This window comes from Thiothrix caldifontis (assembly GCF_900107695.1).
In the GTDB taxonomy this organism is placed as follows: Bacteria; Pseudomonadota; Gammaproteobacteria; order Thiotrichales; family Thiotrichaceae; genus Thiothrix; species Thiothrix caldifontis.
This window is the reverse complement of sequence record NZ_FNQP01000002.1, coordinates 185,325-200,186: the sequence shown is the minus strand read 5'-3', so window position 1 is coordinate 200,186 and position 14,862 is coordinate 185,325. Positions and strand designations below refer to the sequence as shown.

The 14,862-nt window shown below is 52.2% G+C and carries 21 protein-coding genes; 10 read left to right on the top strand and 11 right to left on the bottom strand.

The window, feature by feature from the left end:
- The 4 genes from BLV87_RS02305 to BLV87_RS19755 all read left to right on the top strand — a co-directional run bounded on the left by BLV87_RS02305 (position 1) and on the right by BLV87_RS19755 (position 1,294).
- Positions 1–462, top strand: coding sequence for a DUF4231 domain-containing protein (locus BLV87_RS02305; RefSeq protein WP_093064980.1), 462 nt, complete (start codon positions 1–3; stop codon positions 460–462).
- 85 nt (positions 463–547) lie between these two features.
- Complete coding sequence (locus BLV87_RS19925) at positions 548–742, top strand: tRNA pseudouridine(13) synthase TruD (RefSeq protein WP_281241304.1); 195 nt, start codon at positions 548–550, stop codon at positions 740–742.
- Positions 675–950 (top strand): tRNA pseudouridine(13) synthase TruD, encoded by a 276-nt coding sequence (truD, locus tag BLV87_RS19760; RefSeq protein ID WP_281241303.1) that lies wholly within the window; start codon positions 675–677, stop codon positions 948–950. Before BLV87_RS19925 ends, truD begins: the two co-directional genes overlap by 68 nt.
- A complete protein-coding gene (locus tag BLV87_RS19755; protein ID WP_245706880.1) occupies positions 920–1,294 on the top strand; it encodes a hypothetical protein in 375 nt (124 codons plus the stop codon). Before truD ends, BLV87_RS19755 begins: the two co-directional genes overlap by 31 nt.
- Here the strand turns inward: BLV87_RS19755 and bioF are convergent.
- Complete coding sequence (gene bioF / locus BLV87_RS02295) at positions 1,226–2,404, bottom strand: 8-amino-7-oxononanoate synthase (protein WP_093064978.1); 1,179 nt, start codon at positions 2,402–2,404, stop codon at positions 1,226–1,228. The genes BLV87_RS19755 and bioF overlap by 69 nt on opposite strands.
- Before the next feature lie 54 nt (positions 2,405–2,458).
- Positions 2,459–2,689 (bottom strand): sulfurtransferase TusA family protein, encoded by a 231-nt coding sequence (locus BLV87_RS02290; RefSeq protein WP_093064976.1) that lies wholly within the window; start codon positions 2,687–2,689, stop codon positions 2,459–2,461.
- Positions 2,690–2,815: 126 nt separating this feature from the next.
- Between BLV87_RS02290 and dapF the strand changes: the two genes are divergently transcribed.
- The 3 genes from dapF to xerC are packed head-to-tail and all read left to right on the top strand — an operon-like array spanning position 2,816 to position 5,289.
- Positions 2,816–3,676, top strand: a complete 861-nt coding sequence (gene dapF / locus BLV87_RS02285) for a diaminopimelate epimerase (protein WP_093064974.1) — start codon at positions 2,816–2,818, stop codon at positions 3,674–3,676.
- Positions 3,651–4,370, top strand: a complete 720-nt coding sequence (locus BLV87_RS02280) for a DUF484 family protein (protein WP_093064972.1) — start codon at positions 3,651–3,653, stop codon at positions 4,368–4,370. Before dapF ends, BLV87_RS02280 begins: the two co-directional genes overlap by 26 nt.
- A 7-nt stretch (positions 4,371–4,377) precedes the next feature.
- Positions 4,378–5,289: a tyrosine recombinase XerC gene (gene xerC, locus BLV87_RS02275; RefSeq protein ID WP_093065118.1), complete on the top strand. Its 912-nt coding sequence runs from the start codon at positions 4,378–4,380 to the stop codon at positions 5,287–5,289.
- A gap of 7 nt (positions 5,290–5,296) precedes the next feature.
- Here xerC and BLV87_RS02270 read toward each other — a convergent pair whose 3' ends face one another.
- From BLV87_RS02270 to BLV87_RS02255, 4 genes are read right to left on the bottom strand one after another with little or no spacing between them, the layout of a single operon-like run.
- The gene (locus BLV87_RS02270; protein WP_139282109.1) at positions 5,297–5,902 is read right to left on the bottom strand and encodes a hypothetical protein; all 606 of its coding nucleotides are present in this window, start codon (positions 5,900–5,902) and stop codon (positions 5,297–5,299) included.
- Between the two features lie 35 nt (positions 5,903–5,937).
- The gene (locus BLV87_RS02265; protein ID WP_093064968.1) at positions 5,938–6,279 is read right to left on the bottom strand and encodes a hypothetical protein; all 342 of its coding nucleotides are present in this window, start codon (positions 6,277–6,279) and stop codon (positions 5,938–5,940) included.
- 23 nt (positions 6,280–6,302) lie between these two features.
- Entirely contained in the window at positions 6,303–6,908 is a 606-nt protein-coding gene (locus BLV87_RS02260) for an ankyrin repeat domain-containing protein (RefSeq protein WP_093064966.1), read from the bottom strand.
- Entirely contained in the window at positions 6,909–7,691 is a 783-nt protein-coding gene (locus BLV87_RS02255) for an ATP-binding protein (RefSeq protein ID WP_093064964.1), read from the bottom strand.
- A gap of 213 nt (positions 7,692–7,904) precedes the next feature.
- Between BLV87_RS02255 and BLV87_RS02250 the strand changes: the two genes are divergently transcribed.
- Positions 7,905–9,323, top strand: a complete 1,419-nt coding sequence (locus BLV87_RS02250) for a hypothetical protein (RefSeq protein WP_093064962.1) — start codon at positions 7,905–7,907, stop codon at positions 9,321–9,323.
- On the opposite strand, the gene BLV87_RS02245 is transcribed toward BLV87_RS02250, so the two are convergent.
- Entirely contained in the window at positions 9,320–10,063 is a 744-nt protein-coding gene (locus tag BLV87_RS02245; protein ID WP_093064960.1) for a YdcF family protein, read from the bottom strand. The two genes, BLV87_RS02250 and BLV87_RS02245, sit on opposite strands and share 4 nt — an antisense overlap.
- Positions 10,060–11,010, bottom strand: coding sequence for a lipoyl synthase (gene lipA, locus BLV87_RS02240; protein ID WP_093064958.1), 951 nt, complete (start codon positions 11,008–11,010; stop codon positions 10,060–10,062). Before lipA ends, BLV87_RS02245 begins: the two co-directional genes overlap by 4 nt.
- A 133-nt stretch (positions 11,011–11,143) precedes the next feature.
- On the opposite strand from lipA, the gene BLV87_RS02235 reads away from it, so the two are divergent.
- Complete coding sequence (locus tag BLV87_RS02235; protein ID WP_093064956.1) at positions 11,144–12,304, top strand: ATP-binding protein; 1,161 nt, start codon at positions 11,144–11,146, stop codon at positions 12,302–12,304.
- A 151-nt stretch (positions 12,305–12,455) separates the two neighbouring features.
- Complete coding sequence (locus tag BLV87_RS02230) at positions 12,456–13,553, top strand: toll/interleukin-1 receptor domain-containing protein (protein ID WP_093064954.1); 1,098 nt, start codon at positions 12,456–12,458, stop codon at positions 13,551–13,553.
- Here BLV87_RS02230 and BLV87_RS02225 read toward each other — a convergent pair.
- From BLV87_RS02225 to BLV87_RS02215, 3 genes are read right to left on the bottom strand one after another with little or no spacing between them, the layout of a single operon-like run.
- Positions 13,484–14,107 (bottom strand): DUF1016 N-terminal domain-containing protein, encoded by a 624-nt coding sequence (locus BLV87_RS02225; RefSeq protein WP_093064952.1) that lies wholly within the window; start codon positions 14,105–14,107, stop codon positions 13,484–13,486. The two genes, BLV87_RS02230 and BLV87_RS02225, sit on opposite strands and share 70 nt — an antisense overlap.
- The gene (locus BLV87_RS02220) at positions 14,107–14,511 is read right to left on the bottom strand and encodes a type II toxin-antitoxin system VapC family toxin (RefSeq protein WP_093064949.1); all 405 of its coding nucleotides are present in this window, start codon (positions 14,509–14,511) and stop codon (positions 14,107–14,109) included. Before BLV87_RS02220 ends, BLV87_RS02225 begins: the two co-directional genes overlap by 1 nt.
- On the bottom strand, positions 14,508–14,735 hold the full coding sequence (locus BLV87_RS02215; protein WP_093064947.1) for a type II toxin-antitoxin system Phd/YefM family antitoxin: 228 nt from the start codon (positions 14,733–14,735) through the stop codon (positions 14,508–14,510). The genes BLV87_RS02220 and BLV87_RS02215 overlap by 4 nt, the downstream gene beginning before the upstream one ends.
- Between the last annotated feature and the right edge of the window lie 127 nt (positions 14,736–14,862).

The following is a 14,862-nucleotide window of genomic DNA, read 5'->3' as shown; positions in this document are numbered from 1 at the left end:
ATGCCGGAAAACAAATCCATTTACCTGAGCGCAGAAGAATACATCGACCAGCGCCTCAACGACCAAATCGACTGGTACTCAAAGAAAAGCACCTTCAACCAGAACCGTTTCAAACGCCTGCGCATGGTGGAAATTGTGTCTGCCACCCTGATCCCTTTCCTGTCCGGCATGGGGACACAAGTTCCCTATGGGCAGTGGATTGTCGGGACATTAGGGGTGGCGATTGCCTTGTCGATGGCACTCAATACGTTCCTCAAGTACCAGGAAAACTGGATCCAGTACCGCAGTACCTGCGAACAGCTCAAGCGTGAGCAGTTCCTGTTTGCCACCAAAAGTGCCCCCTACCATGACGAAAATGCCTTCCAGACACTGGTCATACGGGCTGAAACCCTGATGTCCCAGGAAGTTTCAACCTGGACACAGGTCATGCAGAGCAGCAGCACAAGCAAAAAACAGGCATGAGTACAGGGCGACAACCGTTTACCCTGCGACTGATACCACGGGCTTTGCCCGCGATGCCGCCCCGTTACGTGGTGAATTCCGCAGTTTGCCGGAAGATTTTATCGTCGATGAGCAAATGGAGATTGCCCTCACCGGCAGTGGTGAACATTTGTGGGTGCAAGTCCGCAAAACCGGCGCGAATACCGACTGGGTAGCGGGGCAACTCGCCCGTTGTGCCTGCCAAGGAAGTCGGCTACGCCGGGCTGAAAGACCGCCATGCCATCACCACACAATGGTTTAGCCTGCAATTGCCGGGTATGGCTGACCCAGATTTTGCGGCATTGCCTGCTGAAATCGAAGTCCTCCAGCAACAGCGCCATGACAAAAAGCTGCGGCGGGGTGCGTTGAGTGGCAACCGTTTCAGCCTGACCTTGCGGAATTGCACGGGTGATTTTGCAGCGGCACAAAGCCTGTGGATGTGGCGGATGCGACGCTTGAGCCGCGTTTAGCGGCACTGGCAATCCATCCGACGGGTGCATTGTGGGGCAGAGGTGAGTTGGATACCCGCGATGCAGCGCGTGAGCTAGAAGCAGAGCAAACTGCCCGTTTTCCGATTTTCTGTGCGGGGTTGGAAAAGCAGGGGTTGAAGCAAGAACGCCGCGCCTTACGCATTCAAGTCGGTGAGGTTGGGTTTGAGGTGCTGGATGAGGCCACCTTGCGCTTGGCGTTTACTTTGCCACCGGGGTCTTACGCGACGCGGTATTTTTGGAGCAGTTGGGAACGTTTACGTCCAAATCTGTGCCAGTGCAGTAAGCAATTGCTCCACATCGGTGGCGGTATGCGCTGCCGATAATGTCACCCGCAAGCGTGCCGTGCCGTCGGGGACAGTGGGTGGGCGGATGGCGGTGACCAATAGCCCACGTTCTTCCAACTGACGGCTGATCGCCAACGCTTGCCCGCTACTACCGACCAGAATCGGTTGAATGGCAGTATCCGATGCCATCAGCGGCAAGCCGAGTTGCGTTGCCCCCTGACGGAATTGCTGAATCAATGCCAGCAACTGTTCGCGCCGCCAGCTTTCAGTTTGCACCAATTGCAGGCTTGCCAGTGTCGCGGCAGCGATAGCAGGCGGCTGCGCGGTGGTGTAAATAAACGTGCGGGCGGTTTGGATCAGGTATTCGATCAGGTCATGGCTTCCGGCAATGAATGCGCCTGCCGTGCCCAATGCTTTGCCCAAAGTCGCCATCAGAATGGGTACATCGGTTGGCGTTAAGCCTTGCGCTTCCACCAAGCCTGCACCAGTGTTGCCTAAGACCCCGAAGCCGTGGGCATCATCCACCATCAGCCAAGCATCATGATGCCGAGCCATGACTGCCAGTTTTGCGAGGGGGGCAACATCGCCATCCATGCTGAATACGCCATCGGTGAGGATCAGTTGGGTGTTGGCGTTATCGGCTTGTGCGAGTAAACGTTTGCCGAGGCTGGTGGTGTCATTGTGCGGGTAACGGATCAGTTTCGCACCGGATAGCAAGCCCGCATCGACCAACGAAGCATGGTTCAAACGGTCGGCATACACTACGTCATTGCGCCCGCTCAGCAGTGCATTGACTACACCTAGATTTGCCATATACCCGGTGGAAAACAATAATGCCCGTTCCCGCCCTGTAAAGGCTGCTAATGCTTCTTCAAGTTGTTGATGGGGGCGTGAATGCCCATTAACTAAGTGAGCCGCACCACTGCCAACACCGTAAATATTGGCGGCTTGCTGAAACGCCTGAATGACAGCGGGGTGATTGGCAAGACCAAGGTAATCATTGCTGCAAAACGCCAATAACGGTTTGCCGTCGATGTGCATGTGAGGGTGTTGGGGGGAATCGCTGATGCGTGTACTGCGGTAAAGATGCCGGGAGCGGCGTAGATCAAGTTCTGAACGGATTTTGGTAAATTTGGGATCAGCAGACATTAGAATGGGTTACTAACGTAGTAGGGGCGAAACCGCTTTCGCCCCCACAGGCCATTACGCTTTCTTAATCATGAAAGTGTAGTCGCCGCCAGATTCGCTGCTGCTGATCATTTCATTGCCAGTTTGCTTGCAGAAAGCTTCCATATCTTTGACAGAGCCTGGGTCAGTAGCGATGACCTTAAGGATTTCGCCAGAAGCCAAGCCGTTAATGGCTTTTTTAGTGCGCAGAATGGGCAGTGGGCAATTTAAGCCACGAGCGTCCAGTTCTTGTTTAAAATCAGACATAGTTCCTCTCCTGATCTTGCGATTAATGTGATGCGATCCAAAACTTGAGGCACGTAACATATCATCAAAATTGCTGTATCGCTATATGTTTGTATACTAAGACCTTTGGGTAACGGGATATTTGGCATGGCTGGCGGCGAGCTTCATTTCACTAAAATGCAGGGTTTGGGCAATGATTTTGTGGTGTTAGATGGCATTAACCAAAACGTGAGCTTGAGTACTGAGCACATTCGGCAAATCGCTGACCGCCATTTCGGGGTGGGGTGTGATCAATTATTATTGGTGGAGGCATATGCCGGTGATGATGCCGAGTTCCGCTACCGTATTTTCAATGCTGATGGTGGCGAGGTGGAGCAATGTGGCAATGGGGCACGATGTTTTGCACGTTTCGTGTATGATCAAGGTTTGACACGTAACACCACGATACCTGTCATGACCGCCAGTGGGCGTATTGTGTTGAAAATTCAAGCTAACGGGCTGGTAACGGTGAATATGGGTGTGCCGGTGTTAGAGCCTGTGCAAATACCATTCATGTCTGCCCAGCGCCAAACGTTGTATACGCTAGACGTGGATGGCACAAATGTCGCGTTGGCAGCGGTGTCGATGGGCAACCCTCATGCCGTGTTGCAAGTTGCTGACGTTGATAAGGCTCCCGTGGCATCGTTGGGAATGCTCTTGGAACGCCACGCTGCTTTTCCTAAGCGGGTAAATGTCGGTTTTATGCAAGTGGTGGCGCGGGATCAGATTCGCTTGCGAGTTTTCGAGCGCGGTTGCGGTGAAACGCTGGCTTGTGGCACGGGCGCTTGTGCGGCTATGGTGGCAGGGCGCTTACAAGGGTTATTGGATGAGCAAGTGGATGTTCACTTACCCGGCGGTGAGTTGCAGATTCAGTGGCAAGGCGATGGACAGCCGGTATGGATGACCGGCCCAGCAGTAACGGTATTTAGGGGAACACTTCGTTATGAACACAGCAGACGAACAGCATGAGCAGGGCATCAGTGCGGCGCAGGTGGCAGCGTGGTTACGCCAGCATCCCAACTTTTTTCGTGAACACGAAGAGGTGTTGGATGGTTTGAGTATCCCTCATCCACATACGGGGGGCGCGGTTTCCTTGCTGGAGCGTTTGGTGCAACGCCAGCGCGATCAGTATCGCGAGTTGCAGGATCGTCAAAGTGAAATGCTGAAAGCGGCGCGTGACAGTGAGCATGTGATTGCCCGCTTACATCACCTAGCATTGGAGTTGATGACGTGTGACAGTCTCGATGATGTGGTGGGAACGTGCAACAACATGCTGCGTGGCGATTTTAAAGCGGACAATGTGGTGTTACGCCTGATCGGGCACGGACGCGCACGGGATGGCTTACATTTCATTGACCCGGATGATAAGTCTCTCAAACAACTGTCGACCTTGTTCCGCAAGCGTCAGCCGGTGTGTGGACGCTTGCGCCCGCGTCAGCAAATGTTTTTGTTTGGGGAGGAGGGCGCATCCATCAAATCTGCCGTGTTGATTCCGTTATACGAGGCGCGTGAAATCGGTGTACTGGCGCTAGGCAGTGAAAACGAAGCACGCTTTTACCCCGGCATGGGTACGTTATTCATTGGGCAACTCGGTGGTCTGGTGGCACGCGCATTAGCCCGCTATTTAGAGCCTCCCCTGCACACGGTTGAGATGGGGTCTTAAGGTGGCGTTGAATGAGTTTGTGGACGCGATTTTTGCCCGTTATCACTACCACTTGTTTAGTGAAAAACGCTATTCACCGCGCACGGTCAGCAGTTACGAACACGATTTACACGATTTCATGGCATGGCTAGAGCAGCAGGCTGGTGCTGCTGAACCACCTTCACCGCTTGCTATTCAAACTTGGCAAGTACGCCAGTGGATTAGCCACCTGCACCGTAAGGGCTTGTCGGGCAAAAGTTTGCAACGCAAGTTGTCTTCCATTCGCCGTTTCTACCGTTTCTTAGTGCGGGAAAACCTGATCGAGCACAATCCGGTGGTGGATGTGCAATCACCCAAACATGCCCGCAAACTGCCCGATACCTTGGATGTGGATACCTTGGAGCGTCTGTTAGCCATTGATTCGGATGATATTTTGGCGGTGCGTGATCGTGCGGTTATGGAGTTGCTGTATTCCTCTGGTTTGCGGCTCGCGGAATTGGTGGGATTAAATGTTCATGATGTCGATCAACGTCAGCAACAAGTGTGCGTAATCGGTAAAGGCAATAAAGAACGTTATGTTCCTGTCGGGCGCATGGCTTTAGCTGCGCTACGTGAGTGGCTGCAACAGCGTGGTGCGTTGGCAGCATTGAATGAACCGGCATTGTTTGTCAGCAAACGCGGTACACGCTTGCATCCGCGCAGTGTGCAATTTCGTTTGAATCACTGGCGTTTACAGCAAGGCTTGGAGCAACATGTACACCCGCACAAATTGCGCCATTCCTTTGCGAGTCATGTGTTGGAGTCATCGGGGGATTTACGCGCTGTACAAGAAATGTTGGGTCATGCCGACATTAGCACAACGCAGATTTATACCCATCTGGATTTTCAGCATCTCGCCACGGTGTATGACAAAGCACACCCGCGTGCCAAGAAAAAATAGGGAACGGTTAATCTTCCATGAGCCAGATGGAGTGGATGGTGGCGGAAGAGGCGGCGATGGTGGTGATGGTTTCGCCGTTAGGGTAGACACCTGCGGTACCGTTATTGCCAATCACTTGAAACACCATGGTGATAGGCGCATGGGTAAACGTGGCAAATTCGCGTGACTCGATTTCAGTCCATTGAATTTCTTTCAAACCTCCGAGTTTCTCCCCTACGCTTTGCAGATTTTCACCAACCTTAACGCCTTGCGCAGTGACAAAGCGCGGGCTGAGGATACGAATTAAATTTGCGGTGTGGGTACTTCTGTCCAGCATGATATTCATAAGGTTTTCGCCATTCATGCTGAGCGTCATCCATTCAATGCCTTCACCATCTTGCTCAAGTGTAGCCGTTGCACCCGGCATAGCAGCCGGAATGTCTGTGGAGAGCATTCCGAGCTGAATAGCACCAGCACTGGTGTCTGTGATGGGATAGGTATCCACTACCTCTCCTGAAGGAGGAGCCGTTGTTTGTTGTTGAGACGGTTGTTGCGGGGCAACACTATCCTGCCCACACCCTGTTAGCAATAATGGCAATAGCAACAGACTCGCGCTTAACTGTTTACGTCGCATGTTTTGCCCTCCGGGAATAGCCGTCAGCATGTGCTTTAGGCTGGGTTCTCAAAGAACACGTAAGAGGTCGAGTAGTCACTGAATTCAAAGTAGACTTTCTTTTCACCTGGATCAGCGACGCCATTCAGGTTTGCATCGAGAATGCCGTAACCAAAACGGTAAGGGCGGTCGGCATTATTGCCAGTGCCAGCAGCAGTAGTCAGTTTGTCAATTTTCATGAAGCGTCTTACTAATTTGTCACCGGCATACACTTCCAAAACGCCACTGACACCTGTCCAGTTGTTGATTTCACGTCCGATTTTATTTTGAGTTTCTTGGGTGCAAGCGCCGAGGCCGAGCAGCATGGTAAGCGTTAGGAATAGGGTTGTCCATTTCATGGGATGTCCTCAATTGTGTTTAATCAGTAACCTAATATACGTGCAGTGCGTAGGTCGCCTTGATCCAGTGCCATTTGTACCGGAGTTTTGGCGGGAGTACCAGTAGTCAGGGCTTTCGGGTCAGCACCTTGTTGAAGTAGATAGTTGGCAATGTCTGCTCGCCCAAAGCGTGCGGCATGGTGCAAGGGAGTCCAGCCGGTGGCAGTCGTGGCGTTAATCTCAGCACCTTTGCTGACTAATTGTGTGACTGCGGGTAAGGAGCCAGCCGCGACGGCCGCATGTAAGGCGGTTTCACCGGATGCAGTCGCTGTGCTGGGGTCAGCACCTTGTTGCAATAAGCTGCCAACGCTAGTGGCATTACCGGCTTGTGCCGCATCCCAAAGTTGTTTGTTCAACTCACCTGCCTCAATAACCACAGGTTCAGCAGTACTGGCTGCGGCGGTATCATTTGTTGCGATTGTCTCAGATGTTGCTACGGGTGTTGCTTCTGTAGACGGTGTTGCCGCTGCAATAATACCCGTGCTGGGGGGGCTTCCAGTTTCTGAGGTGGTCGCGCAACCGTTAAGGCCAAGCAGTAAAGCAATGGCGATGAGTCGGATAGATAGGGTTGTCTGGAGGTGGTGTTTCATCTAATTCAAACCCGTTTGGCAATGGTTGAAGAAGTGCCGAGCTGTGCGCCCACTTTGACCGCCGCGTTCAATGGCAAAGGTCAGCGCTTCTTGGTGCAGCAATTCTGCGTCTTGTACACGGCCTTTGAACAGTTTGTCCACTATCTCCAGATAAGTGTCCTTGTTCATTGGGTGGAAAGGTAGCGAGAGACCGAAGCGATCCGCCAGAGAGAGCTTGTCCTCAATCGCCTCGCTGGGATGAATTTCGCCGTTTAACATACTGCTTGCTAAGTTATCAGCCATTTGCTCCGGCATCATGTGACGACGGTTAGACGTGGCGTAAATCAGTACGTTTTCCGGTGGCTTTTCCAGCGTACCTTCCATCGTGCTTTTTAACATGCGGTACTCTCCTTGGCCTTCATCGAAGGTTAGGTCATCGCAGTAAATGATGAAACGGTGGTGGGAATCGACAATTTCATCGGTAATATCCACCAATACGCTTAGATCGTCTTTGGATATCTGAATCATGCGCAGGCCATAGGTATGGTAGCGCGTCAGCACTGCTTTAATTAGGGATGATTTGCCAACACCTCGCGCACCCCATAGCAAAGCATGGCTGGAAGGTTTACCCCGTAAAAAATGTTCTGTGTTGCGGAATAGGGCATCTTTTTGAGCGTCAATACCCTGTAAGGTGTCGGGGTTTACCAAGTCAACATTCCTGATGGGTTTAAGGAAATGTCGGTTAGAACGCCATACCGCCGCTAGTGTGCTGCGCCAGTCAATCGTCAGTTTGCCAAAAGCCATTATAACTCCCTTCGATAATGTGCCTGCATGGATCGCCTCACAAGTTTAGTCGTTTCCGCAAGAATTTTCCGCTGCTTTGTGGGTGGGTGCTACGGCTTTATCTTTTATACAAGAGGTATCTATTTACAGCAGAGTGTGGTAAACAAGCAACTTTGAACATTAGAAAACACTAATATTACGAGCGCACCGCAAGACGCGAGGAAGGTTTGCTGTATGAAACAACACACTCAACATCCGCCAGAACACAGCTTTAAGCTCAAAGCACTCAGCTTTGGGATTGGTCTGGTCATTGTCTTTTTGACCGCTGCCAATGGGATTTTTACCTATTCCGGGGCATATTTGTATCTCGAAGAACATTTGTACGCCATTTTGTTTGCCGCCGCTGTACAGTTTGCAATTGCTATCGCGCTGTTAGCCCTGCCTTATGTGCACGGTATCGGCAAGTTATCGCTGATCGTGGTGTATGCTGCCGCGTTGCTGTTATCCAGCCTGAGCGCGTATACCTACATTTATAACAGCAGTTTGCCGGGGTATAACACCGCCCAAACGGTGGATACCGGTTTGAAAGCCACCCTGACCACCAGCCTGAGTGATGTACTCGCCGTTGAGCAACAATTTTTACGCGATGCCGATGCCAAGGTCGAGGAAACCCAGCGCTTGGTGGATGAAGAAGCCAAGAGCGGCGGGCGTTCCGGTTTAGGGCCGGGCAAAGGCGCTAATTATTACGCCAAAGTGGATGCGCACGAACAAGCAATCACAGCACAAGTCGCCGCGCAGCAAAACTTTCAAGCCATGCGCGAACAACTTACTCGCGTGAATCAGCAATTGGCCACCGTCAGCGATGAAGCCTTGCGCGACAGTTTGCTGGTGGAAGTTGCCAAACTACGCGCCCTGACCAATGCCGAAGGCAGCCGTACCGCGCTGACGCAGTTGCTCAAGCAGGATTTGGGTGACATACAAAACCCGGTGGAAAAAGCCATGGCAACCCTGATGACACCCGGCAATTATTCCATCACGGTGATCGTGGGGATTATCTGGGCTGCGGTATTCGACTTGGTGGCGCTATTTTTAGGGATTGTGCGTTATTACTTACTAAGCCCAGGGAAGCCTATTTTCCAAAGTATTTACGATGGATTATTGGGTATTGCGGTGTTTTTCATGAAGTTGTTCAACCTGCGCAAAGAAGCGGCATTCCAATTCAATCAAGCGCCGGGTTATCAGCAACACAAGCATGAAATTCCGCTGAATTCGCCGGAAATGCAAACATTTGCGACCCGTTTATTGGTGGGTAGCCAAATGGCATCCCCCGATGACGCTGACCCTGCCGAGCCGTTACGCACCTTAATCAGCCACATTCAGCCGCTGCATTTGGAAGGCGAAGCGCAGCAAGTCGGCATTCCCTTTACCGTGGTGGAACAAGAATCACGCCTGAAAACCTTACTGGCAATGCTGATTCAAAGCGGGGTGCTGTTACACCGGCGTGAGGCCGAATGTTATGTGCTGAATCCGGCGGAAAACATGGCGCAAAAAGTCATGGTATTCATCCGTATGGGGATGCGCAACAGCCCGGACAGTTTGCTTTCACCCGCCGCGTTTTTGCTCAGCCCGGAACAGCGTCAAGCCTTGGCTTAATGCCTGACCCCATAAGCCAGCAGCCCCAGCCATTCGTGCAGGGCTGTTTGGCTGCGAGCCAGCGCATTGGCTTGTGGAACCCACCACAACCATTCATGCCGCCAAAAATTACTCGACCCATAACTGAGGGAGGCGGGAAGATACTGCACTTGCCGATCCGCAAACACTTGCATGGCACGCGGCATGTGCCATGCGTGCGTCACGACCCATGCGGAACGAATCCCCGCATCTGCCAGTAGTTGATCGGTGAAAGCGGCATTTTCCCATGTGGTGTGGCTTTGGTTTTCCTGCCAGCGCAACGGTACTTGGAACGTATTTTCCAGCACCTCGCGCATAAAACTGACATCCCGATCACTGCCGGAGAGTAATATGGGCAAGCCGGTTTTGCGGTGTAAATGCGCAGCGTAATTGAGGCGTTCTAACTCGGTGCTGGCACTCATACGCCCGGCGTATTCAATGGCTTCGAGGTTGCGTTCTGCGCCCAGAATCACGATAGCTTCGGGCAATGGCGCTTGTAACCACAGTTCGGGTGTAGGCGGGTATTGCTGTTCCAAACCCACCATAAGTTTTTCGGCAACCACCGGCAGACTTATTACCACGGTTTGTACGATGCCGGTGAATAACACGGTTAGCATCGCGCCACGCCAGCGGTAGAGCAGCAGTGCCAGCAATACGAACAACACCAAGTTACCGGGGGGCAAGAGTAGGAATTCCAGCGTGCGGCTGGTGACAACATTCATGTGCCTGCAAACGTTCCAGCCGCTTGTTGGTCGGCATGGTAGGACGAGCGCACCATCGGGCCACTGGCGACTTTGCTGAACCCCATGGCGGTAGCAATCTCGGCAAGTTCCGCAAATTCATCGGGATGCACGAACCTATCCACCGGCAAATGGTGGCGGCTGGGTTGCAAATATTGCCCTAGTGTCAACATATCGCAGTCGTGGTCACGCAAGTCTTGCAGGGTGGCAATCACTTCTTCTTTGGTTTCGCCCAAGCCCAACATCAAACCGGATTTACTGGGGATGTCGGGGAATAGCTTCTTGAATTCTTTGATTAAATTCAGCGAATACTGGTAATCCGCACCGGGGCGCGATTGCTTATAAAGGCGCGGCACGGTTTCCATATTGTGGTTAAACACGTCCGGCGGCGCAGTTTCGAGGATTTGTAGGGCGATTTCCATGCGCCCGCGAAAATCGGGGGTGAGGATTTCGATTTGCAGGTTCGGGTTCAGTTCGCGGGATTTTTGGATGCACTTCACGAAATGTGCCGCGCCGCCATCACGCAAGTCATCGCGGTCAACCGAGGTGATGACCACGTAACGCAGGTTCATGGCGCGGATGGTTTCCGCCATATTGTCCGGTTCGGCTTCATCCAAGGGCAGCGGTTTGCCGTGGGATACGTCGCAGAATGGGCAGCGGCGCGTGCAAATGTCGCCCATGATCATGAAAGTGGCGGTGCCGTGGGTGAAGCATTCGCCGAGGTTGGGGCAGGCGGCTTCTTCGCAGACAGTGTGTAGCTTTTGTTCGCGCAAGATGGCTTTGAGGCGTTTCACTTCTGGTGTGGTCGGAGCTTTGGCTTTGATCCACGCCGGTTTGCGGCGAAATTCGGTGGTTGGCTCGACCTTGATCGGGATGCGGGATACTTTGTCGGCACCGCGTTCTTTGTGTCCGGGTTCTTTGCGTTCCATGAGGTTGTCGTGTCTCGTTTAGTGGATTGTCGACATTATAAACCTAAGAGGGCTGATTAGGGTTAATCGTTATTATCTCAATAAGACATAATGGAGTTGAACTCCAGATAGTCATGAATTATTCTCTAATACTATGATTATACGAAGCATTGCTACTGAATTTCTGACGCAGTTGCGTGAATACCCGATTGTGACGGTGATTGGTCCCCGACAAGCAGGCAAGACCACGCTGGTACGCTCGGTTTTGCCTGAGTACGAATACGTCAGTTTGGAAACGCCCGAAACGCGCCAATTTGCCCTCGATGACCCCAAGGCATTTTTGAAACGCTATGTTGGGAACGTCATTTTTGATGAGGTGCAGCGCGTGCCGCACTTGTTGAGCTATTTGCAGGGCATCGTTGATCAAAGCGGTCGCCAAGGGCAGTTTGTCTTGACGGGTTCGCATCAACTGGTATTGCGAGCGGCGATTACGCAATCGCTGGCAGGACGGACGGGAATTCTGCATTTGTTGCCGCTGTCGATAGCGGAATTGACAGCGGCAGGGATTCGTTTCGATGATTTTGCGGAATACATCCACCACGGTTTTTTGCCGCGTATTTATGACCAGCAGCAACGCCCGTACACGGCTTATGCGAATTACTACCAGACGTATGTGGAGCGCGATGTTCGCCAGCTTATTCACCTGAAAGATGCCAATTTGTTTGAGAAATTCATCAAATTATTGGCGGGGCGGGTGGGACAAATCATCAATTACCAATCGCTGGCAAGTGATGTTGGGGTTGATAGCAAAACGGTCAAACAGTGGTTGTCGATTTTGGAAGCGTCGTTCATTGTGTTTGCATTGCCGCCGTATTTTGAAAACTTTGGCAAGCGCGTGATTAAATCACCTAAATATTACTTCACAGATACGGGCTTGCTGAGTTATTTGCTGGATATTGAGAAGCCATCGCAAGTGGCGCGTGACCCGCTCATGGGGAGCTTGTTTGAAAATCTGGTGGTGTTGGAGGCGTTGAAGACCCGTTATAACCAAGGTTTGAGCGCAAATTTGTACTTTTTCCGCGATTATCAGGGCAATGAAATCGACTTGCTGTTCAAATCGGGCAGTCAGTTGACGGGGGTGGAAATCAAGGCGGCAGCGACGTGGAACAGTAGCTTTAAGAAAGGCTTGCAGCGGTTTGCAGACACGAATGCGGCATTGACGCGTCGCTATGTGGTGTATAGCGGTGAGCGTATGGCGTTTAGTGATGGGGTTGAGGCGTTGCCGTACACCAATGTGGCGGAAATCTTCAACTAAAAGGTGGCGGTCATGTGTCCACGCCAATTTGTAACTCAGTGAGTTCCGTTTGTTTTCTATTCGCCTGTAATCATTTATTGCAACCTGTGGTTAGCTTTTGTATGTTGCCTTACATGCACTGGATGACTCAAACCCTCCCCTAAGGTATCGAATGGCTTATACCGCCGGTTATGACTGCGACATTTTCATCAGCTATTCGCGTGATGACAATGTGGTATTGCCCGGTGAAACGGCAGGGTGGGTAACGCAATTTCGGGATTATCTGGAAAACTGGCTGGTGAAACGGCGTGGGTTGAAAGGGCTGAACATCTGGTTCGATGATCAAGGTTTGCGTGGCAGCACTGCTTTTGATGCTGAAATTCAACAGGCTATCGAGAAAACCGCCATTTTTCTGGTGCTGCATTCCCACAATTACCAAGGGTCAGCCTATTGCCGCAAAGAACTGGGCTGGTTCATGGCGCATAACCGCCGTTTCCGTAACGGTATTATGGTGGGCAATGACTCGCGGCTGTTCAATGTGCTGATCAGCAATATTCACCATCAGCAGTGGCCTGAAGAGTTGGCGGGCACGGTTGGTTTCAAGCTGCATGATGCGCCCGATAAGACCACGCAGTTTGGGTATCCGCTGGCTATGCAGGCTGCCGCTTTCGACAAGACGATGCGCCAATTGGTGGAAGACGCCACTGATCTGATGGATGCCTTGGGTAAACAGATGCCTGCCCCGGTTGTGCCTATTGCTGAGGATGCGTCGAGCGAGTTGCCCCGCATTTTTCTGGCGGATGTGGCAGATACCCTGAAACCGTTCCGCAAGCGTTTGCTGGCAGAAATCGGCGATAAAGCCATTATTTTGCCGTCGTTGCCGCCACCGTATGCAGCGAGCGAACACCAGCAGAAACTGGCAGAAACGCTGGAACAAGCCAGTTTGAGCATTCACCTGCTGGATCAGTGGGGCGGGCGCGAGATTGATGGCATGGCGGACATGACCTTTCCACGCCTGCACGCCGGGGCAGTGCGGCAACGCGCTACGCCATCACTGGTGTGGGTTGCTGATACGCTGCAAGCGGCTGACATCGAAGACGAACAACACGCCCATTGGTTGTATGAATATGAAATGGAACACGCCCAGCGGGATGCCAGTGGTTTCCATTTTGTGCGCAATTCCCGGCAGGCGTTTATTGATCAGGTGTTGCAAACGCTGGAGCAGCTCAAACCCGCATCCACTTTGGCTTGCAGAAATTCCAGCACGTAAGGGTCACGGATGAAATCACGCGGGTCGGGCGGAGCTTGTTCGGCAATCAGTTGCTGGGCTTCGGCAGCGACTCCCGTTTTGTGCGCATCACCGCTGGATAGCAGGCGTTCGTAAAACAAAGTGCTGATTTGGCGGTCGAGAGCGCGGGTGCTCCAGCCTTGGGTGATGGCTTCGTTGGCATACCAAGCGCGGGCGGCGGGGTTTTCGACGCGGAGCAGGTGGCGATAATGTGTCCACGTCAATTGTGCACTCACTGCGTGCGAAATTGGGTAAGCCAGATAAAACGCCCGCATGTATTGGATATTGCGCTCTTTGAAACCGTTGCCAAACTCCCGACTGAGTTTGTTCGAGAGGTATTGCAATGTCTGCTTGCCGTATTCTGCCCGCGCTTCGCCGCCTTGCTCATATTCCACGATCATGCGCCCGATTTCCCAATAGCATTGCACCATCGCGTGATTGATGGCTGCTTGCACCTGCGTTTGTGCGGTTTGCAAGAGTTGGCGGATTTGGGCGTAGAGTTGTTCGGGCGGAGTGGCTTTCGGTGTTGTGGGCATCAGGTATCCTTTGAATGTTTCCAAATCACCTCAACGCCGTAATCAGCAAAATGCTCGTCGGCACTGAGCAGCACCAACTGATCGCACAATGCCTGCGCAATCAGCAAGCGGTCAAACGGATCACGGTGATGAAACGGTAGAATTTGAACCTGTTGGCAGTGACTCAAGCTGATCGGCAAAAGCTGGACGGCGTTGTCATCACACCATGTTTTCAGGTGAACCAATGCATTGTCGCCCAGTTCGATTTTACCGAGGCTCATCTTAATAGCGAGTTCCCAGAAGCTGGCAATGCTGATGAAAAGGGCATTGTTTTCGTCTTCGCAGATGGCTGTGACGGTGGCTGGCAGTTTGTCAGGGCTGTCAACCACCCATAGCAGGGTATGGGTATCCAATAATGCTCTCATGCCATGTATTCCTGAAAATCATCCAGCGGTGCGTCGAAATCATCAGCGGTATATTTGACCAAACCGCTTAGTGAACCGAGCTTGCGCTTGGCGGGTGGTTTGGTGAGGGCTTGCAGGCGCACCATGGGCTGATTATTGCGGGCGATGATGACCTCCTCCCCGTTCAGCACGCATTGTATAAGGTGGGAAAGCTGGGTTTTGGCTTCGTGGATATTGACTTGCATGGTTAGCTCCTTGGTTAGTCATAACTTTAGCTAAGCCATTGGGTGCTGGCAAGTACATTCGATGAGGGCAGCATAAGGCGATGGGAGGCAAAAATGCCTCCGTTTTGATCGTTCAGGAGTCGATTGC

Coding starts and splice junctions, on each gene's coding strand:
- BLV87_RS02305 (WP_093064980.1), top strand. CDS start 1: ATGCCGGAAAACAAATCCATTTACCTGAGCGCAGAAGAATACATCGAC.
- bioF (WP_093064978.1), bottom strand. CDS start 2,404: ATGTCTGCTGATCCCAAATTTACCAAAATCCGTTCAGAACTTGATCTA.
- BLV87_RS02290 (WP_093064976.1), bottom strand. CDS start 2,689: ATGTCTGATTTTAAACAAGAACTGGACGCTCGTGGCTTAAATTGCCCA.
- dapF (WP_093064974.1), top strand. CDS start 2,816: ATGGCTGGCGGCGAGCTTCATTTCACTAAAATGCAGGGTTTGGGCAAT.
- BLV87_RS02280 (WP_093064972.1), top strand. CDS start 3,651: ATGAACACAGCAGACGAACAGCATGAGCAGGGCATCAGTGCGGCGCAG.
- BLV87_RS02270 (WP_139282109.1), bottom strand. CDS start 5,902: ATGCGACGTAAACAGTTAAGCGCGAGTCTGTTGCTATTGCCATTATTG.
- BLV87_RS02265 (WP_093064968.1), bottom strand. CDS start 6,279: ATGAAATGGACAACCCTATTCCTAACGCTTACCATGCTGCTCGGCCTC.
- BLV87_RS02260 (WP_093064966.1), bottom strand. CDS start 6,908: ATGAAACACCACCTCCAGACAACCCTATCTATCCGACTCATCGCCATT.
- BLV87_RS02255 (WP_093064964.1), bottom strand. CDS start 7,691: ATGGCTTTTGGCAAACTGACGATTGACTGGCGCAGCACACTAGCGGCG.
- BLV87_RS02250 (WP_093064962.1), top strand. CDS start 7,905: ATGAAACAACACACTCAACATCCGCCAGAACACAGCTTTAAGCTCAAA.
- BLV87_RS02245 (WP_093064960.1), bottom strand. CDS start 10,063: ATGAATGTTGTCACCAGCCGCACGCTGGAATTCCTACTCTTGCCCCCC.
- lipA (WP_093064958.1), bottom strand. CDS start 11,010: ATGGAACGCAAAGAACCCGGACACAAAGAACGCGGTGCCGACAAAGTA.
- BLV87_RS02235 (WP_093064956.1), top strand. CDS start 11,144: ATGATTATACGAAGCATTGCTACTGAATTTCTGACGCAGTTGCGTGAA.
- BLV87_RS02230 (WP_093064954.1), top strand. CDS start 12,456: ATGGCTTATACCGCCGGTTATGACTGCGACATTTTCATCAGCTATTCG.
- BLV87_RS02225 (WP_093064952.1), bottom strand. CDS start 14,107: ATGCCCACAACACCGAAAGCCACTCCGCCCGAACAACTCTACGCCCAA.
- BLV87_RS02220 (WP_093064949.1), bottom strand. CDS start 14,511: ATGAGAGCATTATTGGATACCCATACCCTGCTATGGGTGGTTGACAGC.
- BLV87_RS02215 (WP_093064947.1), bottom strand. CDS start 14,735: ATGCAAGTCAATATCCACGAAGCCAAAACCCAGCTTTCCCACCTTATA.